Origin of the sequence: Neglectibacter sp. X4, assembly GCF_009917365.1 — a bacterium.
GTDB lineage: Bacteria > Bacillota > Clostridia > Oscillospirales > Acutalibacteraceae > Acutalibacter.
Window position 1 is genome coordinate 1 of sequence record NZ_QWLE01000022.1, and the last position, 25417, is coordinate 25417.

A 25417-nucleotide genomic window follows, 5' to 3' on the forward strand; every position below is an offset into this window, starting at 1 on the left:
AATTTAAATCAAGTATAATAACCGCTTTACGGTTATTATACCGTAAAGCGCCTGCTTCCGTCAATCGCCGGAGCGCCGGAAGGCTTCATAATTTCTTCTAGGGCGTGTTCACATAAGATGAGTATGTGAACACGCCCTAGAAAGCAAAGGAAAGCCCTGCCGCCAGATACGGACGGCAGGGCTTCGCGGCAGGCTGCAGCCATAACGCTTCAAAACCGGCAAAGGGGCTTAGCCGCTCAGGCCCTCGGTATAGCAAACGCATTTGAAAACCAGTGCTTGCCGGTTTTCAAGCAGGCGGCCGCCTTATTTGAATTGCGCTATACTATATCCTTCAAGCCCCATTATTTCAGCGACTCGTATTTTTTCTTCGTGGCCATGCCGCCCCGTATATGCCTTTGCGCCTTGTTGACTGCCAGCACATTTTTCACGTCCCGATAAAGGCCCCGGTCAATGTATTGCAGGCGCTGGGATACGTCTTTATGTACCGTGCTTTTGCTGACCCCAAACTGCTTTGCCGCCCGTCGGACGGTGGCCTTGTTTTCCACAATGAATTCCCCTAACTTGGTTGCGCGTTCGTCAAGTACGTTCATGATTGGACACCTCTTTTTGGGGATCCAATTGGGCACCCCTCTTTTCGGTGTTCTATATCTATGCGCGGGGCAGGGCGAGTATGCGGCAAAAAGCGCCGCAGGGCCGCTGTTAAGGCATATAAAAAAGCAGCGGTTTTCACGCCGCTGCTTTTTTTCTGCCCAGCTTACCTGACCACCAGGTTCACAAGCTTTCCGGGCACATATATTTCCTTTACAATGGCCTTGCCGCCGATTTCCTCCGCGATTTTCGGCTCGGCCTTGGCAAGGGCCAGCGCTTCCTCCTGGCTGATGCTCGCGGGCACGTTGAGCCTTGCGCGCACCTTGCCCTTTATCTGCACCACAATCTCAAGGGTATCCTCTTTGCACTTCTCCTCGTCATAGGCAGGCCAGGGCTGCTGGGCCACAAGGCCCTGCCCCAGCGAGGACGCCTCCCACACCTCTTCTGTGACATGGGGGGCAAAGGGGTTCAGCAGGATGGTAAAAACGCGCAGTTCCTCTTTGGTGATGCTTCCCTGGGCGGTGATATCGTTCATCAAAGCCATCAGGGCGGCAATGGCGGTGTTAAACTTCAGCACCTCCGTATCCTCGCTGACCTTCTTCATGGTGCGGTGGAAAGCCCCCTCCAGTTCGGGGCGGATGCCTGTTTCCCCGCAGAGGATGTTCTGCAAATTCCAATACCGCTCCACCAGGCGGCGGCAGCCCTTAATGCCGTTGTTGCTCCAGGGGGCAGACTTTTCAAAGTCGCCGATAAACATCTCATACAGCCGCAGGGTATCCGCGCCGTATTCGTTTACAATGTCGTCCGGGTTCACCACATTCCCCCGGGACTTGCTCATTTTTTCCCCGTTCTCCCCTAAAATCATGCCATGGCTGGTGCGTTTGGCATAGGGTTCCGGGGTGGGAACCACGCCGATGTCATAGAGGAATTTGTGCCAGAAACGGCTGTACAGCAGGTGCAGGGTGGTGTGCTCCATGCCCCCGTTGTACCAGTCCACAGGCGACCAATACTCCAGGGCTTCTTTGCTTGCCAGGGCGTCTGGGTTATGGGGATCCATATACCGCAGGAAATACCAGGAGGAACCAGCCCACTGAGGCATGGTGTCTGTCTCCCGCTGGGCAGGGCCACCGCAGCGGGGGCAGGCTGTGCTTACCCAGTCCGTCATTTTGGCAAGGGGGGATTCCCCTGTATCTGTAGGCTCATAGCTTTCCACCTCCGGCAGGCGCAGGGGCAGCTCGCTTTCGTCTAAGGGCACCCAGCCGCACTTCTCGCAGTATACCATGGGGATAGGCTCTCCCCAGTACCGCTGGCGGGAGAACACCCAGTCACGCAGCTTGAAGTTCACCTTGGCGTGGCCAATGCCCTTTTCCTCCAGATAAGCCGTGATTTTCTTTTTGGCTTCTTCCACAGTCAGGCCGTCCAGTATGCCGGAGTTGACCATAACCCCTGTCTCGCAGTCGGTAAAGGCGGTCTCCTGCACATTGCCTCCCTGCACCACTTCGATAATGGGCAGGCCGAATTTTTTCGCGAAATCCCAGTCGCGGTCGTCATGGGCAGGCACCGCCATGATGGCGCCTGTGCCATAGCTTACCAGCACGTAATCGGAAATGAAGATGGGGATTTCCCCGCCTGTCACAGGGTTTACCGCGGTAACGCCCTGAAGCTTCACGCCGGTTTTGTCCTTTGCCATTTCCGTGCGCTCAAAGTCGGACTTCCGGGCAGCCTGGGCCTGATATTCCCGCACCTCCGCTATATTGGACAGCTTGTCCGCCCACTTCTCAATGTAGGGGTGCTCCGGGGAGATAACCATATACGTGGCCCCATAGAGGGTGTCGGGCCGGGTGGTGTACACAGTCAGCTTGTCCCCGGCAGAGGTATCAAAATCCACCTCCGCGCCGGTGGAGCGGCCTATCCAGTTTTTCTGCTGGGCCTTCACCCTGTCCGGATAATCCACCAAATCCAGATCGTCAATGAGCCGCTGGGCATACTCGGTGATTTTCAGCATCCACTGGCTTTTCACCTTGTGTACCACCTCGCTGCCGCAGCGCTCGCACACGCCGTTCACCACTTCCTCGTTTGCTAAAACGCACTTGCAGCTTGTACACCAGTTGACGTTCATTTCCTTTTTATAGGCAAGTCCCTTTTTGTAAAGCTGGAGGAAAATCCACTGAGTCCACTTGTAATAGTCCGGGTCGATGGTGCTGATTTCCCGGCTCCAGTCAAAGGAAATGCCTAAAGACTGTATCTGCCGGGAAAACCGCTGGATGTTGTCCCGGGTGATGCCCTCGGGGTGGACATGGTTTTTAATGGCATAGTTTTCCGCCGGCAGGCCGAAGGCATCCCAGCCGATAGGGTACAGCACGTTATAGCCCTGCATCCGGCGCTTTCTCGCCACCACGTCCAGGGCGGTGTAGGGCCGGGGATGGCCCACGTGCAGCCCCTGCCCGGAGGGATAGGGGAACTCAATAAGCGCGAAATATTTGGGCTTTTTGCTCTCCGCCCCTTCCGCGTGGAACACCCCGGCTTCCTCCCATTTTTCCTGCCATTTAGGCTCTATGGCCTTGTGCTCATACTTCATTTTCCATCATCCTTTCCCGCAGGGCCAAGGGGCCTTTCGCGGCTAAAATTAGGCGTTACTTTCCGTTACCATTTGCCCTTGGCGATTCTCCCGACCACCAGGATGGCGGCGAAAGCCACAGCAATAAGGGAAATTGAAACCCACACGGGGCTTAATACCCACATCCAGGGCCAGGATATATACCCGGTCAGTTTCAGCACAATAAAGATCAAAGTCAGGGCAGAGATAAATCCCATGCCGCGTTTCCGGGTTTTAGGCGTTCCCTGGTTCATTGTCAGCCCTCCTTGCCCTGCCAGTCCACCTTCTCCCCGTCGGCCCACAGCCTGTCCAGGTCATAGAAGTCCCGGGCCTCCTGGGTGAAGATGTGCATGACCACCTCGGAGTAGTCCAGCAGTATCCAGGAGTTGGAACGGTAGCCCTCCACCCGGGCTGGGGCCTTGCCCTTTTCCTTCAGATACTCTTCCACCTCGTCCGCCAGGGCGCGCACGTGGGTGCTGCTGATGCCTGTGGCAAGGAGGAAATAGTCTGCCAGGCTGGAAATATCGTCAATTTTTATCATGTTAACGCGCTCGGCTTTTTTGCTGTCTAAAAGCCTTGCCGCCTGCTTTGCCAGTTCATACGGTTCCATATTGTCACTTCCCTTTCGTTCTTTTCTCCGGCGCCCGCAAGGGCGGGAAAGCATGTTAGGCAGGCCCGTCCTCCAGCGCCCACAGCGCCTCGTTATACGCGCAGATGGACTGGGGATCCAGCGTCTGCCTTTCCCCTGTCTTTTCCGCCACGGTAAAAGCAATGCCCTCCACCATAGCTTCCTCCAGGCTGGACTTTGCCAGCTCCCGCATGCGTTCCACCCCGGGATAATCCCGGTCGGCAGAGATGTAGTCCGCCACAAAGAGCACCTTGTCCAGAAGCCCCATGCCGGACTTTCCTCCGGTGTGGCAGGCAATGGCCTCCACCACTTCCCTGTCGCCCACCCCCAGCACGTATTCCACGTAGGCCGCGCCGCTGAGGGCGTGCCACAGCTTGGGGTTATGGCGCTGGGCCTGTGAAAGCATTATACCAAATTGCTCCATGATTTTCAACTGTTCTTCTTCGCCCGTGTCCTTCATAATATCGTGGAGTATCCCGGCCAGCCGCGCCTTCTCCGGGTCTGCCCCGTATTTCTCCGCCAGCGCCGCCCCGCACGCCGCCACGCACTGGCTATGGGCAAAGCGTTTTTCTGTCAGGCGCCTCTTTGCTTCCTGCTCATATTCCTCATAGGTCATAAACCTGCACTCCTTCTTTTTTCTGGCTCCATCGCGCCCAGCGCTTCCGCCGCAGGCCGCCGGGTTTTAAAAAAACCGGCGCCGCGCAAAGCGCGGTCCGGGCCGCCGGGGCGGCCCGGATGCCTGCGGCGGCCCAAAGGCTTTCTCCCGCGTCCCTACAGGCACTCCCTGTACAGCCCGTTTTCCGCGATATACGCCGCCACCGCCGGGGGCACCAGGGCCTCCAGGTTCTGCCCCCGGGCTGCCAGCTCCCGCACCTGGGTGGAGGAGGCGGGAAAATAGGGGATGTCCTCCAGGCAGCACCGGGCGGAGAAGTCCCGCTGAAGCCGCGCTTCCTTTTCCCGAAGCTTTTCCATGCCGCTGGAGCTGCGGGGGGTACAGCACAAAACTGCCAGGGCCATAATGGTTTCCGGGCGGTACCAGCTATCCACCGTCAGGAACATGTCCTCCCCCATCAAAAGGTAAAACTCCTCCCCAGGGTAAAGCCTGTGCAGCTCCTCCAGGGTGTCTGCCGTATAGCTTTTCCCTGGCCTGAACAGCTCAATTTCACACAGCTCTATGGGCGCGCCCCGCACCTGCTCCACTGCCAGCCGGCACATATCCAGCCGCTGCTGGGCGCTTGCCAGGGCATGCACCTGCTTGTGGGGGGGCAGGCCTGTGGGGATCAGCAGTACCCTGTCTAAGGAGAGCCGCCTGATAAATTCCTCCAGCAGCCGGACATGCCCCCAGTGGATGGGGTTGAAGGTGCCGCCGTAAACGCCTGTCCTCATAAAGGCGCCTACCGGGGCAGGACGATTTTCGCGTCCTTCTTTTTCCTGCGGTACAGCACGAATTTGGATCCTATCACCTGCACCACTTCGCTTCCCGTTTCCCGGGCCAGGGCCTCTGCCGCTTCCCGGGAGGACACCGGGCAGCTCTCCGGCAGCACCCGGCCCTTTATCAGCTCCCGCTTTTCCAGGGCGCTGTCCGCCTGGGCGGCAATCTCCCCGCTCAGGCCCCCTTTGCCCACCATTAAAATGGTGTCTTCCTTTACCGCTAAAGAGCGCAGATACGCCCGCTGCTTGCTTGTAAGCAAAATTTATTCCCCCTCTTTTTCCTGGAGATAGGCCCGCAGCTTCTGCTCAAAATCCGCGAAGGCGTGGCCTCTATGGCTGCGTTCGTCCTTTTCCTCGCTGCTGATTTCCCCAAAAGTCAAGTCCCCCTGGAGGAAGATGGAATCGTACCCGAAGCCGTTTTCCCCCCGGGACTCTGTGGCAATCTCCCCAAAGCATTTGCCAATGGCGTCTATGCGGTCGCCATTGGGGAACACACAGCACACAGCGCTGACAAAGTGCGCCCCCCGCTGCCCCTTGGGCACGCCCTGAAGCTTTTCCAGCACAGTCAGGCGGCGCTTGCCCGGCTCCGCGAACCGCGCCGAATAGATGCCCGGCGCGCCGTCCAGATAGTCCACGCACAGGCCGGAATCATCTGCCACAGCGGGCAGGCCTGTTTCCCTGCAGGCGGCCTGGGCCTTGATATAGGCGTTTTCCTCAAAGGTGGCGCCTGTCTCCTCCGGTTCGGTGATATCCATGGTCACAGCTTCAATGCCCATAGGCTCCAGCAGGCGCTTAAATTCTACCAGCTTGCCTTTATTGTGGGTGGCGATAACAAATTTCATATTCCCAGCCTCTCCTTTATTGTGGTCAGTTCCGCCCGAAAGGCCAGAACCGGCGTTTTTTCTTTTCCTCCGGTTCCTGCTCCGGTTCTTGCCCGCCTTCTTCCATGGGAGGCAGATCCCATACAAGGGGAGCCGCTTCTGCTGCCTGTTCCTGTCCCGGCTCCTCTTCTGCCCCCTCTGGTTCCTGGGCCGCAGGCTCCCCGGCAGGTTCTTCCTCCGCAGGCGTTTCCTCTGCCCATTCCCCGGCTTCCTCCGGCTCCCCCTGGGATAAATCCACCTGCACAGGGGCGCGGCCCTGCGTGTCAAAGAGCGCTGCCGCAAAGGCCCCGGCGTCAAAGGGCTGCAGGTCGTCCACCTGCTCCCCCACGCCGATAAACTTCACAGAAAGCCCCAGCTCCCGCTTGATGGGCAGCACCACGCCGCCCTTGGGGGTGCCGTCCAGCTTTGTCAGCACAATGCCCGTAATGCCTGCCGCGCTTTGGAACTCCCGGGCTTGGTGTACCGCGTTCTGCCCGGTGGCGGCGTCCAGCACCAACAGGGTTTCCTTGTCGCAGTCAGGCAGCTCCCGGTCAATGACCCGGCGGATTTTCGACAGCTCGTCCATCAGGTTTTTTTTGTTGTGCAGCCGCCCCGCTGTGTCGCAAATCACCACGTCGCATCCCCGGGCCTTGGCGGCGGCAATGGTGTCGAACACCACAGCGGCAGGGTCGGCCCCTTCGGCGTGCTTGATGATGGGCACGCCGGCCCGCTGCGCCCACACCTCCAGTTGTTCAATGGCAGCGGCCCGGAAGGTGTCTGCCGCGCCCAGGATAACAGATTTCCCCTCCTGCTTCAGGCGGCTGGCAAGCTTGCCGATGGTGGTGGTTTTCCCCACGCCGTTTACCCCAATCACCAGGATAACGGAAGGCTTTGTGGAGGTGTGCAGGGCGTCATCCCCCATCAGAAGCTGGGCCACTTCCTCCTGCAGCTCTCCCAGAATCAGGGCGGGATCGGTAAGCCCCTTCTGCTTCACCCGCTCCCGCAGGCGCTCGGTGAGAAAGCCGGCGGTTTCCACGCCTACGTCCCCCATAACCAGAAGCTCCTCCAGCTCCTCAAAAAGCTCCTCGTCAATTTTCGTGAAGGAATTCACCATCTGGGTAATCTGCCCGCTGATGTTGTCCCTGGTCTTTTTCAGGCCGTCCCGTATCTTGTCAAAAAATCCCATGCTTTCACCTTCCTCTGTTATGTTATGTATAGTTCATAATGAGCAAAATCCCAAAGCAGAGCATCCCCACCAAAGGCGCCATAACGGCTACCACGCAGCGCGCCTTAAAATCCTCGTTTTTGCACACCCGGTATATGCCCCTGCACAGCAGCACGCCTAATAAGCCTCCCAGCCCGTTCAGGATCACATCGTCAATATCCCCTATGCCCATTTTAAAAGCAAACTGGGCAGCCTCCGCCGCCACGCTTGCCAAAACGACCCACAGGGTATTTTTCCACACTGCCTTGTCCTTATGAAACAATGTAAGATACACGCCCAGCGGCACAAAAATGACGATGTTCCCCAATATGTTGCTCAGCGCGAACCCTCTTATAAACCAGGCATTTTCCATGCTGCCGGTGACCAAATCTTTCCCTGTCAAAAACGCGGTGATGCCCCGCAGGGGAATCAGATTAACTGACCGCACAGCATGGCGCTGCCGGAACAGAATTAAAAGGAGGAGCAGGATGTAAAATACAGCCACACTGTAAAGCAGAATGTTTATCAGCCGTTTTTTTCGTTTTATCCGTATATCCAAAGGTTTTCCCTCCCATATGTGGCAATCTGGCAAACATAAAGGTTTTTGAAGGGTGCAGGGAAACTTTTTCCTTAAAAAAGTTTCCCTGCCCGCCTGAGGCTACGCGCTGAACTCGGCGGCCTCCTCGGTTTTAAGGGCTAAAAGCTTGGAGACGCCCTGATCCTGCATGGTCACGCCGTAAAGCATGTCCGATCCTTCCATGGTGCCCCGGCGGTGGGTGATGGTGATAAATTGGCTGCGCCCGCTCATGCGCCGCAGGTATTGGGCATAGCGGCTCACGTTCACATCGTCCAGGGCGGCCTCTATCTCGTCCAGCACGCAGAAGGGCGGGGGGTTCACGCGCATAATGGCAAAGTAAATGGAAATGGCCACCAGGGCCTTTTCCCCACCGGAAAGGGCCTCTATATGGCTGACAATCTTCCCGGGGGGCTGCACCTTAATCTCAATGCCGCTTTTCAGCACGTCTGTCTCGTCTGTGAAGGAAAGCTCTGCCGCGCCCCCGCCGAAAAGCTCCCGGAAGATGGCGCCGAAATTCTGGTTTATCTGGGCAAACCGCTCGGTGAACTGCTGGCGCATATGCTGGGTTAAATCCAGTATCAAATCCAAAAGCTCCTGTTTCGACTTCTCCACGTCCGCCACCTGGGCGCTTAAAAATTCATACCGCTCCGACACTTCCTGATATTCCACCACTGCCGCCACATTCACAGCGCCCAGGGCCTTAATCTTATTTTTCAGCTCCTGCAGCCGGCGCTGGGCCGCCTGCAGATCTTCAATTTTAATGCCGATTTCCTCTGCTTCCCGCCGGGTCAGCTCATACTCCTCCCACAGCCGGGAAATAATGCCGTCGTATTCTTTTTGGAGGTTGTCAGCCCGTTCCTGCAGGCGGGCCAGTTCCCGGCCCACATTTTCCCGGGCGGTGGTGGTTTCCCGCTCCTCCATGCGCAGGCGGACAGCCTCTTGCTCCAGCTCTGTGCGGCGGCGGGCTGTCTCCTCCATGTCCTTCCGGCGGGCGGCGGCTTTGGCGCGCAGTTCCTCAATGCGGGCTTTCTGCCCCTCTATCTGACTGCCAAGCTCTTTGTTTTTTCCCGCCAGCTCCTCTATCTGCCCCCGGAGCTTTTCCGCCAGCTCCCCGGAATTTTCCTGCCTGGCCCGCAGCTGCCTCACTGCCTCCAGCAGGGATTCCCTGTCCTTCTGGGCGGAAAACTCGCTTAACCGCAGGGCCTGTATGGTTTCTGCAATCTCCCCGCACCGGGCGTTCTGCTCCTCCCGGCTTCCGGCAAGGCGCTGGCTTTCCTGCTCCCAGGCTTTTGCCTGCCCCTCCAGCTTTTGGATGTTCTCCCGGCAGGCAAGCCCTGTTTTCTCCAGTTCCGCCAAACGGCCCCCGGCATCCTTCTGTTCCCGCTCCAGCCCTGCCAACTCTGCGGAAAGGGCGAGAAGCTCTTTTTCCACCCGGCCGCACTCGGCGGCAATGCGGATTTTTTCCTCCTGCAGGGCCTGCTGCTCCCCTCTGGCGGCGCTTAGCTGGGCTTCGCAGGCGGAAAGCTCCTGCTGGCGTTCTTTATGAGCCTGGGCCGCTGCCTGGGCCTGCTGCTGCAAAACCCCGGCCTTTTCCTTAATGCGCCCAATCTCTGCCGTGCGGCTTAAAAGCCCGGAGTTTTTGGCGCGGGATCCCCCTGTGAGGGAACCGCCGGCGTTTACCACCTGCCCGTCCAGGCTCACCACCCGGATGCGGTAGCCAGTGGCCTTGGCAATGGCCACGGCGCTGTCCAAATCCTCCGCCACAGCCACCCGGCCTAAAAGGGAATCCCGCACGCCGGAAAACCTCTCCTCGCATCGGCACAGCCGGGAGGCCACCCCTACAAAGCCTGGCATGTGCTCCATTTCCCTTGTGTCCGCCACCCTGCCTTTGATGGTGGTTAAAGGCAGGAAAGTGGCCCGGCCCAAATCCCGCTGCTTTAAAAAGGAAATGGCGCGCTTTGCGTCTCCTTCCGTCTCCACCACAATGTTCTGCATGGCGCCGCCCAGGGCGGTTTCCAGGGCTACGGCATATTCCCGGGGCACATTTAAAAGCTTTGTCACCGGGCCGCATATCCCGGAAAGCAGCCCCCGGCCCGCTTCCTTCATCACAGCTTTCACGCTTTGGGCAAAGCCCTCCAGGTTTCGCTCCAAATCCTCTAAAAGCCGCGCCCGGCGCAACTGTTCGTTTGCGTCCAGGGTAAGCCTGTCCATTTCCTCCCTTGCGGCCTGCAGGCGCTTTTGCCGGGACTCCAGCCGCATTTCATAGCCCTTTACGCTGTTTTCCTGGGCGGCAAGGCTTTTTTGGGTGTCCTCCAGCATCTGGTTCAGTTCTTCCTTTTCAGCCTTCACAGCCTGCTCCCGCTCTTTTGCCTGCCCCACGCTGTCCTCCACAGCGCCCTGGCGCAGCCGGATTTCCGCCATGGAGGACTGGGCGGAGCTTAGGCGTATCCGCTCCTCGGAAAGGCCAGCGTTCACCTGGGCCAGCTCCACCGCCGCCTGTTCCAGCTTCCGGGTGGCCTCGTCCGCCCCCTGGCGCAGCTTTTCCAGACGCTCTGTAAAGGACAACAGCTTGTCATGGCTTTCCTGGATCTGCCGCTCCTTTTCCCCGGCCTCCCGCTGTTTTTCCACTATTTCCCGCCCGGTTTCCTCTGACGAGCGCTGTGTCTCCAGAATCTCCCCCTCCAGCCGTTCCATGTCCTGGCTGTTGTGGGCAATGTCATTTTCCAAAAGGCCGATTTCCCCCTCGGCCCGCACAGCCTGCTCCTCCAGTTCCCCGGCCTCTCCCCGAAGCTGATCCATCTGCCCGGTGCAGTGGTTTGTCTCCCGGAGGTTTTCCTCCCCCCGGGCGCTCAGGGCTTCCAGCGTTTCTTCCAGCTCCTGGTGCTGGGCCCGGGCTTCGCCCATGCGGCCTTCCTGCTCCCGCAGGGCTTTGGCGGATCGCTCCAGGGTTTCCAGCCAGATGCCGATTTCCAGCCCCTTTTTCTCCCCGTCAAAGGCGATAAACTGTTCCGCCTTTTCCGCCTGGATGCGCAGCGGCTCCACCCGGCTCTCCAGCTCTGCAAGGATATCCCGCAGGCGCACCAGGTTGTCCTCCGCCTTTTGCAGCCGCCGCTCCGATTCCTCCTTGCGGTAGCGGTAACGGGAAATGCCAGCGGCCTCCTCAAAAATCTCCCGCCTGTCCTCAGAACGGGCCGCCACAATGCTGTCAATTTTGCCCTGGCCGATAATGGAATAGCCGTCCCGGCCCAGGCCCGTGTCCATTAAAAGCTCGTTGACATCTTTCAGGCGCACAGTGCTTTTATTTAATAAGTATTCGCTTTCCCCGCTGCGGTAATACCGCCGGGTGATGGCTACGGTGTCGTTGTCAAAGGGCAGGCCCCGGTCGCTGTTGTCAATGGTCAGGGTGACTTCCGCAAAGCCCTGGGCGCGGCGCTGGGGCGTGCCGCCAAAAATCACGTCCTCCATTTTGGAGCAGCGCAGGGTGCGCACAGACTGCTCCCCCAGCACCCACCGCATGGCGTCGCTGATATTGCTCTTGCCGCTGCCGTTAGGCCCCACCACAGAAGTGATGCCCGGTTCAAACTGCAGCGTGGTCTTGTCGGGGAATGTCTTGAACCCCTGCAATTCCAAAGACTTTAAAATCATCCGTTTCCATCCTTTTTCACAAATTCCGTTCCTGTTTTATAACAAAACCTTTTTCCGGCACGTCTTCGTCCTGCAGGAGCCGCACCCGGAAGCCTGCCTGCAAAAGCCTGTCCAGGTTTTCCTTCCGCTGGCCCTGCGCCGTTGACAAGCAATTGGGCTTTACAGATACTTCATAAGCCCCCGGCCCCCTCTTTGACAGTTCCCGCTCCACCCGCTGCAAAAAGATCCGGCTTTCCACTAGCTGCCGGAAAGCCGGGTGGTACGGCCCGGCTATGGCCTGGGCCTCCACCTCCTGCTCTGCGTGCAGCCCCATGCGGATAACCCGCACCCCTGCCTCCTCAAATCTTGGCAGCAGCCGGGCACAGAGGGCCACAGCCTCCTCCAGGGTTTGGGGCCTGTAGGCACCCTGCCTGTACAAATCCTCCAGCCCTGTGCCAGGCAGTACGACTGTGGGGTAAATCCGGATGGTATCTGGCTGTAAAGCAATTAGCTTGTCGGCTGTTTCCAAAGTCGTTTGGTCTGTATCGCCGTAAAGGCCTGTCATCATTTGCAGGCCAAATGAAAAGCCCATTCCCTTTACACGCTTGGCTCCTTCCAGCGTCTGGGCGGCAGTGTGGCCCCGGCTGTTCAGGGCCAGCACCCTGTCATCCATAGACTGGGCGCCCAGTTCCACAGCCGTCACTCCATATGCCTGCAAAAGGCGGAGTACCGGCATTTCCACAGCGTCAGGACGGGTAGAGACGCGAATTCCTGTAAAGCCATATAGCTTCACACACTTCTGGGCCGCCTGTAAAAGGCTTTCCATATACGCCCTGTCAATGGCAGTAAAACTGCCCCCAAAGAAGGCGATTTCTGCCTGCCTGACCCTGTCCCCTAAAGAGCGGAACGCTGTGTAGGCAGATTCCTTTACATCCTCCGGCGCAGGCTGGCCAGCACCCCCTGTAATGGTGTGCTGGTTGCAAAAGCTGCACTGGCGGGGGCACCCCACATGGGGCACGAAAATCGCCACATTAAAGTGCTTTCCCCTGCTCAATAGCCCATCAGCTCCAATGCTTCCCGGGCAGCCTGCTGCTCTGCTTCCTTCTTACTGCGCCCGCCCCCCTTGCCGATTACGTTGCTGTTCAGGCGCACCTCCACCGCAAAGTGCTTGTCATGATCCGGCCCGCTTTCCCCGGTCACCCGGTATTCCAGTTTTTCCTCCGGATTTTGCTGGATAATCTCCTGCAAGGTGGTCTTGTAATCCTTAAAAGGCTTTGCGTTCTGGGCCTTGGCGGCAGGAATGATGAACCGCAGAATGAAAGACTTGGCCCGCTCCAGGTCGCCGCTGTCCAGATAGATGGCGGCAATGGTGGACTCGAACACGTCTGCCAGAATGCTGGGCCTGTCCTGCCCGCCAGAGTGGCGCTCTCCATGGCTTAGCCGTAAAAAGCTTCCCGCCTCCAGCGCCCGGGAGAACCCGCACAGGGAGCGCTCGCACACCAGCGCCGCCCGGTTTTTGGTGAGCTGGCCCTCGGGCAGGCTGGGAAAATGACCGTAAAGGTATTCCGCCGTCACAAAGCCCAGCACTGAATCCCCCAAAAATTCCAGCCGCTCATAGCTTTTGCACTTGTGCTCGTTGGCATAGGAGGAGTGGGTCAGGGCGGTTTCCAGCAGCTTCCTGTCCCGGAACCTGTACCCAATCAGCTTTTCGTATTCTTCCAGAGATCTCATGGAGCCACGTCCCTTTCTCAAAGTCTGTAAAGCTAAAACGCTTTACATTATTCCTGCTTCTTCCCAACCGCTTCGGCAATGTCCGCAATGATGCCAGACCGGGTGTAGTCCCGGGTCAGCCGCAAAGCGTTTTTCACTGTGGCGGCCTTGGCGCTGCCATGGATTTTCAACACAGGCTTTTTCGCCCCCATAATAGGCGCGCCGCCATATTCGTTATAATCCATGTGCTTCTTCAGCTTTTTCATGTCGCTATACACCATTGCCGCCGCCAGCTTGTTCTTCAGGCCGCTGGTCAGCACCCCTTTTATCTGATCCATCAAGGCCAGGGCCACGCCTTCATAAAGCTTCAGCATCATGTTGCCTGTAAAGCCGTCTGTAACCGCTACATCGCAGCCGTCATAAGGCAGCTCCCGGCCCTCCACGTTTCCAGTAAAGTTAATGCCTTTACACTCCTGAAAAAGCGCGTGGGCCTGCTTGCGCAGATCATCTCCCTTGTGGGCTTCATTGCCTACATTGCACAGCCCCACCCGGGGGTTGCGTATCCCCATTACCTTTTCCATGTAGACAGAACCCATCAACCCAAACTGCACCAGCATTTCCGGGCGGCAGTCCACGTTGGCACCGCCATCGGTGAGCATAAAGAAGCCTCCGGCCTTGGGCAGAATGGGTGCAAAGGTAACCCGCTTTACACCATGTATACGCTTCACCAGGGTGGTGGCTCCCACCACCAGGGCGCCGCTGTTCCCAGCGCTGGCAAAAGCGTCCCCCTTGCCCTCTGCCAAGGCCCGCAGGCCCACAGCCATGGAGCTGTCGGCCTTATCCTTTATCACGCTGGTAGGCTCGTCCTCCATAGAAAGCATCTGCCCGGCAGGCAGGATTTCCATTTTGGCAAGCTTGTCCCCTATGCCCAGCTCTTTCCCTGCGGCCTCCAGCCTGTCCTTGTCACCGACAAGCAGGATGTCTACTCCCAGTTCCTCCATGGCCTGCGCACAGCCCAGCAGGATTTCCCCGGGGGCGTTGTCCCCGCCGAACCCATCTACAATAATTTTCATGACCCAGCCTCCTTTGCCCTGAAAAACAATAAAACTCCGCCCTGCTTTCCATTAGGGCTTGTTTGAAAAATCATAAACACCGTCTTTTTGCCCCAAACGGGCATTTCTCTGTGTTGGAAATCCTCGAAAGGCGAAAACATTCCATAAACGGAATGTTCAGCCTTTCTAAACGCATGTATGCGTTTGCGGTTCTTCGCCTTGAAACCGCTCCCTTTGGAACAAAAATTCCGGCACTTCCTCTATTTTCAAACAAGCCCTAAGCCCTGGCGCTTTCCCAATCCACAGAAGCCAGCGCCCGTTCTGCCAGGGCCATATACCGCTGGCGCTTGTCCCGGATTTTTTCCGAAAGGGGCGGCAGCACCCCGAAATTTGCCCCCATGGGCTGGAAGTCTTTCCCCTCATATCCGGAAATATACCGGCTCAAGGCCCCCATCATGGTGGTTTCCGGCAGCACCAGGGTTTCCTGTCCCCGCAGCCGCCGCAAGATGTTTATCCCCGCCAGAATTCCCGACGCGGCAGACTCCATATATCCTTCCACCCCGGTTATCTGCCCGGCAAAAAACAGTTCCGGCCTTTCCAGCATGGAAAAATCCGCCGCCAAAAGCCCGGGGGAATGAAGGAAGGTGTTGCGGTGCATTACCCCGAAGCGGGCAAATTCCGCCTGCTCCAGGCCGGGAATCATACCAAAAACCCGCTTCTGCTCTCCAAATTTCAAATTGGTCTGGAAGCCCACCAGGTTGTACAGGCTGTTCTCCCGGTTTTCTGTGCGGAGCTGCACCACCGCCCAGGGCCTGTGCCCGGTGCGGGGATCCCGCAGGCCCACCGGCTTCATGGGGCCAAAGCGCAAAGCGTCCCGGCCCCGGCCTGCCAGCACCTCCACAGGCATACAGCCCTCATATACCTTGGGATCCCTTGCGTCAAAGCTGTGTACCGGGGCGCGCTCCGCCCCCAGCAAAGCCTCCACAAAGCGCTCATATTCCTCTTTGTTCATGGGGCAGTTAAGGTAATCCCCCTCCTCTTTGTCATACCGGGAGGCTGCAAAGCACTTGCCCATGTCAAGGCTTTCCGCTGCCACAATAGGCGCGGCAGCGTCAAAAAAGCTGAGGGCGCCGCCGCACAGCTTTTCAATCTCCCCTGCAAGGGCGCCGGAGGTTAAAGGCCCGGTTGCTGTCACCACAGGCCCTTCCGGTATGGCGGGCACTTCTTCCCGCCGCACTGTAATGTTGGGATGTCCTTCTATGGCCTCTGTAGCCAGCCGGGAAAACATCCCCCTGTCCACAGCCAAAGCACCTCCGGCAGGCACCCGGCACTTTTCCGCGCAGTCCACCAGCAGGGAACCCAGCCGCCGCATTTCCTCCTTCAGAAGCCCTGCGGCGCTGTCCAGCCTTGCGGCCTTTAAGGAGTTGGAGCAGATAAGCTCTGCAAACCCCGGGCTTTGGTGGGCCGGAGAAAACTTCTCCGGCTTCATCTCATACAGGACAACCTTCCCGCCCCGCTGGGCTATCTGCCAGGCGGCCTCGCAGCCTGCCAGGCCCGCCCCCAGCACCTTGATTTCTTCCATGCGCGCCTCCTTCCCAGACTGTCTCATGCCTCCTGCTTCCGGCGGCTTAGGGGCTTTGCCCCTAAGACCCCCACAACCCCTTTTGAAAAAGGGGGTGACCCTAAAACCCATCTGCAAGCCAGGGACAGGGCTGCATACGCAAAGGCTTTATTCTTCCGCAGGCAGCTTGCCCTCAAAGGTACAGCCCTCTGTAACACAGTACAGCCGCTTATCCTTGGTTTTTTTCTGCAGCAGCACCTTGCCGCACACAGGGCAGTTTTCCTTGGAGGGCGGATCCCAAGAGACAAAGTCGCACTTGGGATACTCGCTGCATCCATAGAACACCCGGCCTTTTTTAGACTTGCGCTCTATAATCTTCCCGCCGCACTTGGGGCAGGCAGCGCCAGTCTCATTGACGATCTTCTTCACGTTCTTGCACTCGGGATATCCGGAGCAGGCCATAAACCGCCCGTACCGCCCGTATTTTATCACCATGGGCTTGCCGCATTTTTCACAGACTTCCCCGGTCTCGTCCTCTTTCAGCTTGATTTTCACCCCGTCCATTTCCTTCTTGGCCTTTTGGACGGTTTTATCAAAGTCATCGTAAAACCGCTGCAAGGTCTGCACCCAGGCCTCGTCCCCCCGCTGCACCGCGTCCAGCTCATCCTCCACCTGGGCGGTAAAGCGCACGTTGACGATTTTGGGGAAGCGCTCTTTCATCAGCTTGGTGATAACCTCTCCCAGCTCTGTAGGCTTGAAGGCCTTACCCTCCCGGGCCACATACTCCCGGGTGGTGATGGTGGAAATGGTGGCCGCATAGGTGGAAGGCCTGCCAATGCCGTTTTCCTCCAGGGTTTTAATCAGGGAAGCTTCCGTATACCGGGGGGGCGGCTGGGTGAAGTGTTGGTTCCCCTTTAAATCTTTAATTTTCAGCTTCTGCCCTTCCTCTAAGGGAGGCAGATCCTTCCCTGCCTTTTCTTCCTCGTCTTTGCTTTCCTCATATAAGGCGGTGAAGCCGTCAAAGTGGACGTTAAAGCCCGAGGCCTTGAAAATATATTTTCCCGCCAGGATGGTGGCCTGGCTGGTGTTCAGCACACAGTTTGCCATCTGGCAGGCAATAAACCGCTCCCAGATAAGCTTATACAGCTTATACTGGTCAGAGGTCAGGGAGGACTTGGCCTGCTCCGGGGTCAGGGAGATGGTGGACGGCCGGATGGCTTCATGGCCATCCTGGGCGTTTGCCCGGGACTTAAAGTGCCGGGGCTTCGCAGGCAGATACTTTTTGCCCCAGCGCCCTTCAATATACTCCCCCGCCTCCCGGATAGCGTCCTCGGAAATGCGCAGGGAGTCGGTACGCATATAGGTGATAAGGCCCATGGTGCCCAGGCCTTCCACGTCCACGCCTTCATACAGTTCCTGGGCAGCCTTCATGGTGCGCCGGGCCTGGAAGCCCAGCTTCCGGGAAGCCTCCTGCTGTAAGGTGGAGGTGATAAAGGGAGGCGCGGGCTGGCGGTTCCGCTTGCCCTTCTTCACCGGGCCTACCACGAAATCCTCCTTCTCCAGTTCCGCGAACAGCTTATCCGACTCCTCCTGGGAGCCGATTTTAATCTCCCCGTTTTCGTCCCCGTAAAAGGCGGCGGCAAACACCGCCTTGCTGGGCGGGGCGGTGAGCTTTGCGTCAATGCTCCAGTATTCCTCCGGCACAAAGGCTTTTATCTCCTCTTCCCGGTCTACAATCATCCGCACCGCCACCGACTGCACCCGCCCTGCCGAAAGCCTGGGCCGGATGGTCTTTGCCAGGAAAGGGCTTAGGGTGTAGCCCACCAGGCGGTCTAAAATGCGCCTGGCCTGCTGGGCGTTCACCAAGTCCAGGTCAATGGCCCGGGGATGGGCCATGCCCTCTGCCACGCCGGTTTTTGTAATCTCGTTAAAGGTCACCCTGTCCCGGGCGCCCTCCTCCAAGTCCAGGATATAGGCCAGGTGCCAGGAGATGGCCTCCCCCTCCCGGTCAGGGTCAGTTGCCAGCAGCACGCCGTCACACTTGGCCGCCGCTTCCTTCAGCTCTTTCACCAGCTTTTCCTTGCCCTTGATAATGCTATACTTGGGCTTGAAGCTGTCCTTCACGTCCACGCTGAGCCTCGCCTTTGGCAAGTCCCGCACATGGCCCATGGAGGCAATCACCTCATAGTCCGGCCCCAAATATTTCTGTATGGTTTTCGCCTTGGAAGGCGATTCCACAATCACCAGCTTCGACATGTTTCCATCTTCCTTTCTTGCAGGCCCTCCCTGCAAACCATATCATATTACAATATTTCCATCTCATTATAATTCTTTATAAGAAATATATCTCCTGGCCCCTCCGCCCCGGCAAAGCTTGAAAGCCGCTTACCGCCTAAGCCGCCGGTAGCGCTTCCCGGAGACAGACTCCACCAGGCCTTCCAGCTCCATCTCCGTCAAAAGGCCCAAAAGCCTCCCGGCGGGAATGCCAGTGTCCGCCCCGAGCTGGGCGGCTGTGAGAAGCTGCCCCTGCAGGGCAGACATAACCTTCTCTTCCTCCGGGGACAGTCCCGGCCCAATAGAAACAGCCCTGCCTGCGGAATCTGCCAGGACGGCTTCCCTTTCCGGCAGGCAGATGTCGTCAAAAATGCCCTCATATTCATCAGGCAGGCACGCTGGCTCTTTCCTGGGAAGGGGAAAGCGCAGGGCATAGTCCTCCAGCACGTCCTCCCCGCAGGAGACAGCCTTCGCGCCGTCCCGCAGAAGGGCCTGGCTTCCGGCATACTCCGCTGCCCCGGCAGGGCCTGGGTATACAAACACGTCCCGGTTCTGGTCGGCGGCATGCCTTGCATATATAATGGTGCCGCTTTTCATGGCGGCCTGGATAAGCACCACCCCGTCGCACAGCCCGGTTATCAGCCGGTTGCGCGTCTGGAAGCCGCCCATGGCAGGGTTCCGCTGGGTAAAATATTCGCTTAAAAGGGCACCGCCCCGCTTTGGTATCTCCTGGCGCAGGGAAGCGTTTTTCGCCAGATAAGGGCTGTTCAAGTCCACAGGCAGCACGCTTATCACCCGGCCCGAGGCGCTCATGGCCCCAGCCAGGGAAGCGGAATCAATGCCCACCGCGCCGCCGCTTACCACCAGAGCGCCTCCGGCGGCCAGTTGATACCCTATCTTCCTGGCAGCCGCAACCGATTCCTGCAGGGCTTTCCTGGCCCCGGCAACCGCCACGGCGGGGCCTTTCCCGAACTCCGGCAGGCGGCCTTTACCATACAGTACCGCGGGAGGGTCAGAAATATTCCTGAGGGCCTCGGGATATTTCTCACACTCCGGCGTTAGTACAAACCACCCCACCTTTTCCGCATATTCCAGGCGGGCTTCCGCCTCTCCCAGCGTAAAGTCATAAAGGGCGGCAGCCTGCTGATCCGACAAAAACGAAAGGGAGTTCCACAGCCGCGGCCCGCCCTCATGGAATTCCGCCGCCCCGCCATGAAAGCGCCTGCTGAGCTGCCAGGGCAGGGGGCTTCCCTCTCCAAAGGCATGCTGCAGCCAAATCCAATACGCCCGATAGTCCATTGCTACCCCTCCTTCTTTTCTGTCCCCCGCCGCATTTCCCACAGCAGGATGGTAGCTGCCGCCGCCGCGTTCAGCGACTCCGCCCTCCCTGCCATGGGGATCGTTACCGCATCATGGCAGAACCCGCAGGTTTCCGGGCGCAGGCCGTTCCCCTCGTTGCCGATGAACACCGCGTGGGAGCCTTCCCCGAAATCCACCTCCGTGATTTTCCTGGAGCCATTATCCGGAACGGCGGCATGGAGGGTATATCCCTGCCTTTTAAGCAGTTCCGCCAGGCGCTGGGGCGAAGGCTCCCTTATAAGCCCTGCCCGGAACACCGCGCCCATAGAAGCCCGCAGGGCTTTGGGGGACAGGGGATCGCAGCAGTCCCCCAGCAGGAACACCAGCCCGATGCCCAGGGCCTCGGCAGTGCGCAGGATGGTGCCCAGGTTCCCCGGATCCTGCAAATCCTCCAGCACCAGGCAGGAGCGGGCCGGGGCAAAGCCAATAACGCCCTCTTGCAGGGTATCCGGCCATTTGCATACACAAAAAACCCCCTGGGAGTTTTTCGTGCCGGAAAGCAGGGCCGCCACATGCTCCTCCACCTGGTACGCCTCCCCGCAGGCTGCCAGCACCTCCGTAAGGTAGGGGCCGTATTTCTCCCAGGCCCCGGCGGTAAAAAAGCAGGTGGCAATTGCCAGCCCAGAGTGGGCCGCGTCCTCGCAGAGCCGGGCGCCCTCGCAGAGGAATGCCCGGCTTTCCCGGCGGGCGGCAGCAGAGCTGCCCAGCAGGGCGGCAGAACGCACCAGAGGTTTTTTCCGGCTGGTAATCAGGGGGTATCCTATGCTTTTCTTCTCTCCTGTTTTCACATTGTCACCCTTTCCGGCGCAAGCTGTCCTGCCCGCTTCGCAAGAAGCGGAAACGCCTAAGGCATTGCTGCCTCAGGCGCAGTTTTATCTTTTTATAGGGCGGCTTTGGCCTTCTCTACTAAAGCGGTAAAGGCGGCGGCGTCGGCAATGGCAATCTCGGAAAGCATCTTGCGGTTGAGGGTGACGCCAGCCTTTTTCAGGCCGTTCATAAAGGTGGAATAGTTCATGCCGTTCATGTGGCAGGCAGCGGAAATGCGGGTGATCCACAGGCGGCGGAAGTCGCGCTTGCGCTGCTTGCGGCCAATGTATGCGTAATTGCCGGACTTCATAACGGCCTGTTTGGCCATTTTAAAGTGGCGGGACTTGGAACCCCAATAGCCCTTCGCCAGCTTCAGAACCTTCTTCCTTCTTTTGCGCGTCATCATCGCGCCCTTAACTCTAGCCATTTATCATTCATTCCTTTCAGAGTATCTCGTTGCGTAATTTCCTGTTCCTGCGCCTTATTTATAGGGCAGCATCCGCTTGACAGCGGCTACGTTGGTCTTGTCGGTAACCGTGGTGCCCCTGGCGTGGCGCTTGACCTTGGGGGTTTTCCCATGGCCGTTGAAAAGGTGGCTAGTGAAGGCGTGTCCGCGGATCACCTTCCCGTTTTTGGAAAGCTTGAAGCGCTTTTTCGCGCCGCTATGGGTTTTCAGCTTCGGCATTTTGCAGTCCTCCTTGATTCGATTCTTCTAAAAGACAGATAATGTGGGAAAATTATTTAACGGGCTTGGGGGCAAGGAACATCAGCATGGTTCTGCCCTCCAGCTTGGCAGGCTTTTCCACGTTTGCCACATCCGCCATGCTCTCGGCAAACCGGCGCATAATCTCCTGTCCCAGCTCCGGATGGCCCATTTCCCGGCCTCTGAAGCGGATGGAGGCCTTCACCTTATTGCCCTCGCCAATGAAGCGTACCGCATGGTTCCGCTTGGTTTCAAAGTCATGGGTGTCAATGTTCAGGGAAAGGCGCACCTCTTTAATCTCCACAGTGCGCTGGTTTTTCCGCTGCTCCTTTTCCCGCTTCGACTGCTCGAAACGGAATTTGCCGTAGTCGATGATTTTACACACCGGGGGCGTAGCCTGGGGGGCAATCTTCACCAGATCCAGGTTGCGCTGCTCCGCCAGTTCCCTGGCCTTCTGCAGGGGCATAACCCCTAGCTGGGAGCCGTCGGAATCCACCAGGCGGATCTCCCTGTCGCGGATTTGTTCATTGATCTGCAGTTCCTTGTTGCTAATTGGTAGCACCTCCATCACGTTAATCCTCAAAGTACCTCTCAAAAAACCAAGGCGCAAAAAACGGGCAGAAATCCATCCGCCCGCAAATCAATCCCGCAAAACTCCGGACCCAAGCCTGAACAGCCCGAACCCTTCCTGCGCCTATTGACCTGTGGCGGACAAAACCGCACCGGTGGGCAAAAGCCATCGCGCCCTGCCTCTTTGTTTTCCTTTTGAGATTATACGCCCTTTAAAGCCTTTTGTCAAGGGGATTTTCGCAAAGGGAGTGTCCAAAACACACATTTTGTGCTGTCGGCGCAAGACCATGGGACTCCTCTCGCCTGCCGGCTCGGTCAGCTCATGGCAATCGCCACTGGCGATTTTCGCCCCACACCCTGCAAACCCTTTTGAAAAAAGGGTTTGATCCTAAAACCACTTATCCAAATTGATGAATTTCTTTCTATAAACTCCTCGCTTTGGACACCCCCCGCGCTTCTTTCTGTTGCAATTCCCCGGGAAATCCGGTATACTGGAGGGAAACCTATACTGGAGGGGATTGGGATTGCCGGAAAAAGCCAGGCCGCATATTGATTATTTTGATTTTCTCCGCCTGCTTGCCATGTGCGGCGTCATTTTCATGCACACCTCTGCCCTGCTGCTGCAAGGGGAGGCAGACCTCCAGTGGGAGCTGCTGAATCTCTGCACAGCCTTTGCCTTCACCTCTGTGCCCCTGTTTTTGATGATGTCCGGCTATCTCCTGTGCTCCAATGAAAAAACTATGGATTTGGGGCTTCTGCTGAAAAAGCGGCTGCCCCGGCTTGTGGTGCCCCTTGCTGCGTGGACTATGCTGGCAGCCCTGCGGATCTGCATCGCGAACGGCGCCCTGACGCCCCAAGCCTTCTTCTCCAAGCTGGCTGAAGCGCTGTCCTCCCCCATTGCCGTGCATTTCTGGTATATGTACCTGATGATAGCCCTGTACGTCCTCTCCCCCCTGCTGTACAGCGCCCTCCAGGGGCTTAGCCGCCAGGGCCACTGCTATGTGCTGGCCCTCATCGGCCTGGTAACCCTCCAGGCCATGCTTACAGCCCTGCTGCCGGACGAACTGGATAAATTTGCCGCCCTGGAGCTGATAAGCCGGCTGCGGATTTTCGACGGGCACCTGTGCACCTTCCTGCTGGGGTATTACCTGGGCCGCTTGGAGCGCCGCGTTCCCAACCGCGTCCTTGTGCCCATCATCCTGAGCCTTTGGGCGCTGATTGCCGGGGGCACCCATGTGCTCACCCTGCAAAACGGCTCCCTTACAGGTCCCTTTATGAACCAGTCCGCAGGCTTTGAGGTGGCGCTGGCAGCCTGCCTTTTCCTGTTCTTCAAGCAGAATGTAAAAAGGAAGCTTTCCCCCAGCGGGGAAGGCCGGGCGCTGGTGGCCCTGGGCCTGCCCATTTACCTGATGCACAACCTCCTTATCGCCGTTTTCAACCACTACCCGGCAACTCTTTTGGAAGCCCTCTGCATGACGGCACTGAACCTTGCCGCCTGCTGGCTGGTGCTGAAAACCGCCGCCACCATCCCTTTTTTGTGCTATCTCCTCACTGGCATACCCTTCCGGGAGGCAAGCCTTTCCTGCAACTGGATATACACCTGGCACAGCCTGCAGGGCTTTTGGAAAAGGCATAAAAAATAAGCGCAGGCAATTCGCCGTGGTGCCATAAGAAAACATGGAAAACCCCAGTAAAATCAATGTTTTTTAAGGGCAGCGGAAAACGGGGCGGCGCAAACAAGTGAACAACAGCACAGAAAACGGGCGATGTCGGCAAGACACCGCCCGTTTCTGCGTCCCGGCCAACGCCGCAGATTTAGAAAAGTCTGCGGCGTTTTTTCATGTCCAGACACCGAAAGGAGCGGAGAACCATGCCAGTATTCCGCGTGGAGAGGAACAAAGGGTACACGGTGATGTCCAACTACCACCTGCGGGACAAGTCCCTGTCCCTGAAAGCCAAGGGCCTGTTGTCGCAGATTTTGTCACTCCTGGAAGATTGGGACTATACCCTGTCCGGCCTGTGCTATATCAACCGGGAGAGCAAGGACGCTATTCGTTCCGCCGTCAACGAATTGGAGCGGGCCGGGTACATCGAGCGCCACCAGACCACGGACGAAAGCGGCAAATTCAGCAGCAACGAGTACATCATCCACGAACAGCCTGTTTCTTTGCCGCCGTCGTTGGATAAACCGTCGTCGGAAAACCCGACAACGGGAAAACCGACGTCGGAAAATCCAACGCAATTAAATAAAGATAGAGTAACTAAAGACCAAGCTATTACTGACCCATCAATTACCCATTCCTTTCCCTCCCTTTCGTCCCCTCCCGCTGGGGCGGCTGCTGCGGCTTCGCCGCCGGAAAGGAAAGGAACGGAAGCGGCTACACAGAGCGCCGTTGAGATTTACCGGGAGCTTATCAAGGAGAATATCGAATACGACCACCTCCTGCACTACTCCAAGATCGACCGGGAGGAATTGGACGGCATCGTGGAATTGCTGGTGGAAACCGTCTGCACGGCCCGCAAGACTATCCGGGTGGCCGGTGACGACTACCCCGCCGAGCTGGTAAAGGCCAAGCTGCTGAAACTCAACAGCGGCCATATCGAGTTCGTCATGGACTGTATGCGGGAGAACACCACGAAAATCCGCAACATCAAGAAATACCTGCTGGCCCTGATGGAGCTTGGGGCCGTGCTTCTGGGCCTCCAAAAACTTTTTCAGGGCCATTTGCAGCACTTGGGCCGTCAGCTTCCCGGTTTTCATGGATAACGCGATGGTCTTTTGAGTGACTTCCTCCTGCAAGCGTCATACCTCCTTTGCCAGAAGTCGAAAAGGGCGGCTACGGTGGAACCACCAGCCGCCGCAGGTAAATCCGCATCAGATACGCACCCGCAGGCCGTTCAGATCGTCGGCCCGGATGCCCACCAGATACCAGTCGGCGGCGTACTCAATGCGGATGGGCTTCCAGCGCCCGCCCACCATCACGTCGAAGCACTGTCCACAGTGCAAGCCGCCGTAGTAGTCGGCCAGGTCAAAGCGGATGTCGTAGCGGTCTGTCCGCTCGTCGAAGATCAATGCGCCCTGTTTCATAGTCGGGGCCTCCTTGTTTTAGATTTTACCCTCCGCCATATCGTGGGCGACGAGAGCGGTGTAGTAGCTTCCCATAGTGCTGGGGGCGTTGAACAGCGCCGCCAGCAGAGCCTAAAGCAGTTGAAGCAGCACGGGGCGGCGCTGTCCAACATTGAGATCACCGACGCCAACATCGCCGCTTTCAAGCCCTGCGCCAAGAAATACGGCGTGGACTTCACCTTGCGAAAGGACAAGACCACCCAGCCGCCCCAGGATGATTAAAATGAAAGTAAAGTATATTCGTTCTGACGGCGTTTATCAAAAAATCGCAAATGCGTCCATTGAAAAGAAAAATGACATCTATCGTTATGAGTTAATGATGCCTTTCAAGAAAAAATGGGACTGTTATAGTGTCCCAATGAAAGCATCAACGCCTAATGGATATGATGTAATAATTGTTGAAGCAACCTTATTGCCCGCAAGCGAGATTTTGGAAGTTGCGGAGGATTTTTGGAATGAATAATAAGCCTATGATTGTCCATGAAGTCGCCACATTATCCGGGATAACAATACGAACGCTCCACTATTATGACGAAATAGGCTTGCTAAAACCTACTATGCTTACGGATGTGAAGTATCGCTTATATACAGAAGATGATTTAAGTCGATTGCAGGAAATATTGTTTTTTCGTGAAGTGGGATTTGCTCTAAAAGAAATAAAAGAGTTACTTAAATAGTGTCTACATGAGTTAAGCACGAATAGCAGCCCAAATAGCGATACAACGGACGTGTACCGCAGCGATAAA

25 protein-coding genes and 3 pseudogenes are annotated in these 25417 nt (G+C 57.5%); 5 read left to right on the forward strand and 23 right to left on the reverse strand.

The window, feature by feature from the left end; all coding sequences use genetic code 11:
* Window positions 1–341: 341 nt before the first annotated feature.
* The 21 genes and pseudogenes from D1841_RS09240 to infC form a co-directional block, all read right to left on the reverse strand.
* Window positions 342–590 carry a sporulation transcriptional regulator SpoIIID gene (locus D1841_RS09240; RefSeq protein WP_201751312.1) on the reverse strand — a complete coding sequence of 83 codons (249 nt, stop codon included), beginning with the start codon at window positions 588–590 and terminating at the stop codon, window positions 342–344.
* A gap of 164 nt (window positions 591–754) precedes the next feature.
* Complete coding sequence (leuS, locus tag D1841_RS09245) at window positions 755–3166, reverse strand: leucine--tRNA ligase (RefSeq protein WP_160643612.1); 2412 nt, start codon at window positions 3164–3166, stop codon at window positions 755–757.
* 65 nt (window positions 3167–3231) lie between these two features.
* A complete protein-coding gene (locus D1841_RS09250; protein ID WP_160643614.1) occupies window positions 3232–3438 on the reverse strand; it encodes a hypothetical protein in 207 nt (68 codons plus the stop codon).
* A gap of 2 nt (window positions 3439–3440) precedes the next feature.
* Window positions 3441–3794 (reverse strand): ribosome silencing factor, encoded by a 354-nt coding sequence (gene rsfS, locus D1841_RS09255; protein ID WP_160643616.1) that lies wholly within the window; start codon window positions 3792–3794, stop codon window positions 3441–3443.
* A 55-nt stretch (window positions 3795–3849) separates the two neighbouring features.
* Window positions 3850–4428, reverse strand: a complete 579-nt coding sequence (gene yqeK / locus D1841_RS09260) for a bis(5'-nucleosyl)-tetraphosphatase (symmetrical) YqeK (protein ID WP_160643618.1) — start codon at window positions 4426–4428, stop codon at window positions 3850–3852.
* 155 nt (window positions 4429–4583) lie between these two features.
* Window positions 4584–5198 (reverse strand): nicotinate (nicotinamide) nucleotide adenylyltransferase, encoded by a 615-nt coding sequence (nadD, locus tag D1841_RS09265; RefSeq protein WP_160643620.1) that lies wholly within the window; start codon window positions 5196–5198, stop codon window positions 4584–4586.
* A gap of 8 nt (window positions 5199–5206) precedes the next feature.
* The gene (locus D1841_RS09270; protein WP_160643622.1) at window positions 5207–5503 is read right to left on the reverse strand and encodes a YhbY family RNA-binding protein; all 297 of its coding nucleotides are present in this window, start codon (window positions 5501–5503) and stop codon (window positions 5207–5209) included.
* 3 nt (window positions 5504–5506) lie between these two features.
* The gene (rdgB, locus tag D1841_RS09275; protein WP_160643624.1) at window positions 5507–6085 is read right to left on the reverse strand and encodes an RdgB/HAM1 family non-canonical purine NTP pyrophosphatase; all 579 of its coding nucleotides are present in this window, start codon (window positions 6083–6085) and stop codon (window positions 5507–5509) included.
* A gap of 301 nt (window positions 6086–6386) precedes the next feature.
* Window positions 6387–7289, reverse strand: a pseudogene (ftsY, locus tag D1841_RS09280) (signal recognition particle-docking protein FtsY); the annotation flags it as partial.
* Window positions 7290–7311: 22 nt separating this feature from the next.
* Window positions 7312–7866: a VanZ family protein gene (locus D1841_RS09285; RefSeq protein WP_160643626.1), complete on the reverse strand. Its 555-nt coding sequence runs from the start codon at window positions 7864–7866 to the stop codon at window positions 7312–7314.
* Window positions 7867–7965: 99 nt separating this feature from the next.
* Entirely contained in the window at window positions 7966–11529 is a 3564-nt protein-coding gene (smc, locus tag D1841_RS09290) for a chromosome segregation protein SMC (RefSeq protein ID WP_160643628.1), read from the reverse strand.
* Between the two features lie 16 nt (window positions 11530–11545).
* A complete protein-coding gene (locus D1841_RS09295; RefSeq protein WP_166554251.1) occupies window positions 11546–12562 on the reverse strand; it encodes an elongator complex protein 3 in 1017 nt (338 codons plus the stop codon).
* Entirely contained in the window at window positions 12559–13239 is a 681-nt protein-coding gene (gene rnc, locus D1841_RS09300) for a ribonuclease III (protein WP_160643632.1), read from the reverse strand. The genes D1841_RS09295 and rnc overlap by 4 nt, the downstream gene beginning before the upstream one ends.
* 47 nt (window positions 13240–13286) lie before the next feature.
* On the reverse strand, window positions 13287–14291 hold the full coding sequence (gene plsX, locus D1841_RS09305; protein ID WP_160643634.1) for a phosphate acyltransferase PlsX: 1005 nt from the start codon (window positions 14289–14291) through the stop codon (window positions 13287–13289).
* 256 nt (window positions 14292–14547) lie between these two features.
* Window positions 14548–15852 (reverse strand): methylenetetrahydrofolate--tRNA-(uracil(54)-C(5))-methyltransferase (FADH(2)-oxidizing) TrmFO, encoded by a 1305-nt coding sequence (trmFO, locus tag D1841_RS09310; protein WP_160643636.1) that lies wholly within the window; start codon window positions 15850–15852, stop codon window positions 14548–14550.
* A 147-nt stretch (window positions 15853–15999) separates the two neighbouring features.
* On the reverse strand, window positions 16000–18087 hold the full coding sequence (gene topA / locus D1841_RS09315) for a type I DNA topoisomerase (protein WP_160643638.1): 2088 nt from the start codon (window positions 18085–18087) through the stop codon (window positions 16000–16002).
* Between the two features lie 129 nt (window positions 18088–18216).
* On the reverse strand, window positions 18217–19404 hold the full coding sequence (locus tag D1841_RS09320; RefSeq protein ID WP_160643640.1) for a DNA-processing protein DprA: 1188 nt from the start codon (window positions 19402–19404) through the stop codon (window positions 18217–18219).
* A gap of 2 nt (window positions 19405–19406) precedes the next feature.
* Complete coding sequence (locus D1841_RS09325; protein WP_160643641.1) at window positions 19407–20252, reverse strand: RNA methyltransferase; 846 nt, start codon at window positions 20250–20252, stop codon at window positions 19407–19409.
* A gap of 92 nt (window positions 20253–20344) precedes the next feature.
* Window positions 20345–20698: a 50S ribosomal protein L20 gene (rplT, locus tag D1841_RS09330; RefSeq protein ID WP_160643643.1), complete on the reverse strand. Its 354-nt coding sequence runs from the start codon at window positions 20696–20698 to the stop codon at window positions 20345–20347.
* Between the two features lie 54 nt (window positions 20699–20752).
* Complete coding sequence (gene rpmI, locus D1841_RS09335) at window positions 20753–20956, reverse strand: 50S ribosomal protein L35 (RefSeq protein WP_160577371.1); 204 nt, start codon at window positions 20954–20956, stop codon at window positions 20753–20755.
* Between the two features lie 52 nt (window positions 20957–21008).
* Window positions 21009–21542, reverse strand: coding sequence for a translation initiation factor IF-3 (gene infC, locus D1841_RS09340; protein ID WP_160643651.1), 534 nt, complete (start codon window positions 21540–21542; stop codon window positions 21009–21011).
* 526 nt (window positions 21543–22068) lie between these two features.
* Here infC and D1841_RS09345 point away from each other — a divergent pair.
* On the forward strand, window positions 22069–23187 hold the full coding sequence (locus tag D1841_RS09345) for an acyltransferase (protein WP_160643645.1): 1119 nt from the start codon (window positions 22069–22071) through the stop codon (window positions 23185–23187).
* A gap of 227 nt (window positions 23188–23414) precedes the next feature.
* Window positions 23415–24311, forward strand: coding sequence for a DUF6017 domain-containing protein (locus tag D1841_RS09350; RefSeq protein WP_201751313.1), 897 nt, complete (start codon window positions 23415–23417; stop codon window positions 24309–24311).
* A gap of 108 nt (window positions 24312–24419) precedes the next feature.
* Here D1841_RS09350 and D1841_RS09360 read toward each other — a convergent pair whose 3' ends face one another.
* Window positions 24420–24632: a DUF5348 domain-containing protein gene (locus D1841_RS09360; RefSeq protein ID WP_160643647.1), complete on the reverse strand. Its 213-nt coding sequence runs from the start codon at window positions 24630–24632 to the stop codon at window positions 24420–24422.
* Window positions 24633–24650: 18 nt separating this feature from the next.
* Window positions 24651–24740, reverse strand: a pseudogene (locus D1841_RS19110) (DUF6017 domain-containing protein); the annotation flags it as partial.
* Between D1841_RS19110 and D1841_RS09365 the strand changes: the two are divergent.
* The 3 genes and pseudogenes from D1841_RS09365 to D1841_RS09375 form a co-directional block, all read left to right on the forward strand.
* Window positions 24735–24884, forward strand: a pseudogene (locus D1841_RS09365) (PcfB family protein); the annotation flags it as partial. The pseudogenes D1841_RS19110 and D1841_RS09365 overlap by 6 nt on opposite strands.
* Before the next feature lie 10 nt (window positions 24885–24894).
* The gene (locus D1841_RS09370) at window positions 24895–25134 is read left to right on the forward strand and encodes a hypothetical protein (protein ID WP_237076352.1); all 240 of its coding nucleotides are present in this window, start codon (window positions 24895–24897) and stop codon (window positions 25132–25134) included.
* Window positions 25127–25348: a MerR family transcriptional regulator gene (locus D1841_RS09375; protein ID WP_347564004.1), complete on the forward strand. Its 222-nt coding sequence runs from the start codon at window positions 25127–25129 to the stop codon at window positions 25346–25348. Before D1841_RS09370 ends, D1841_RS09375 begins: the two co-directional genes overlap by 8 nt.
* The last annotated feature ends 69 nt before the right edge of the window (window positions 25349–25417 follow it).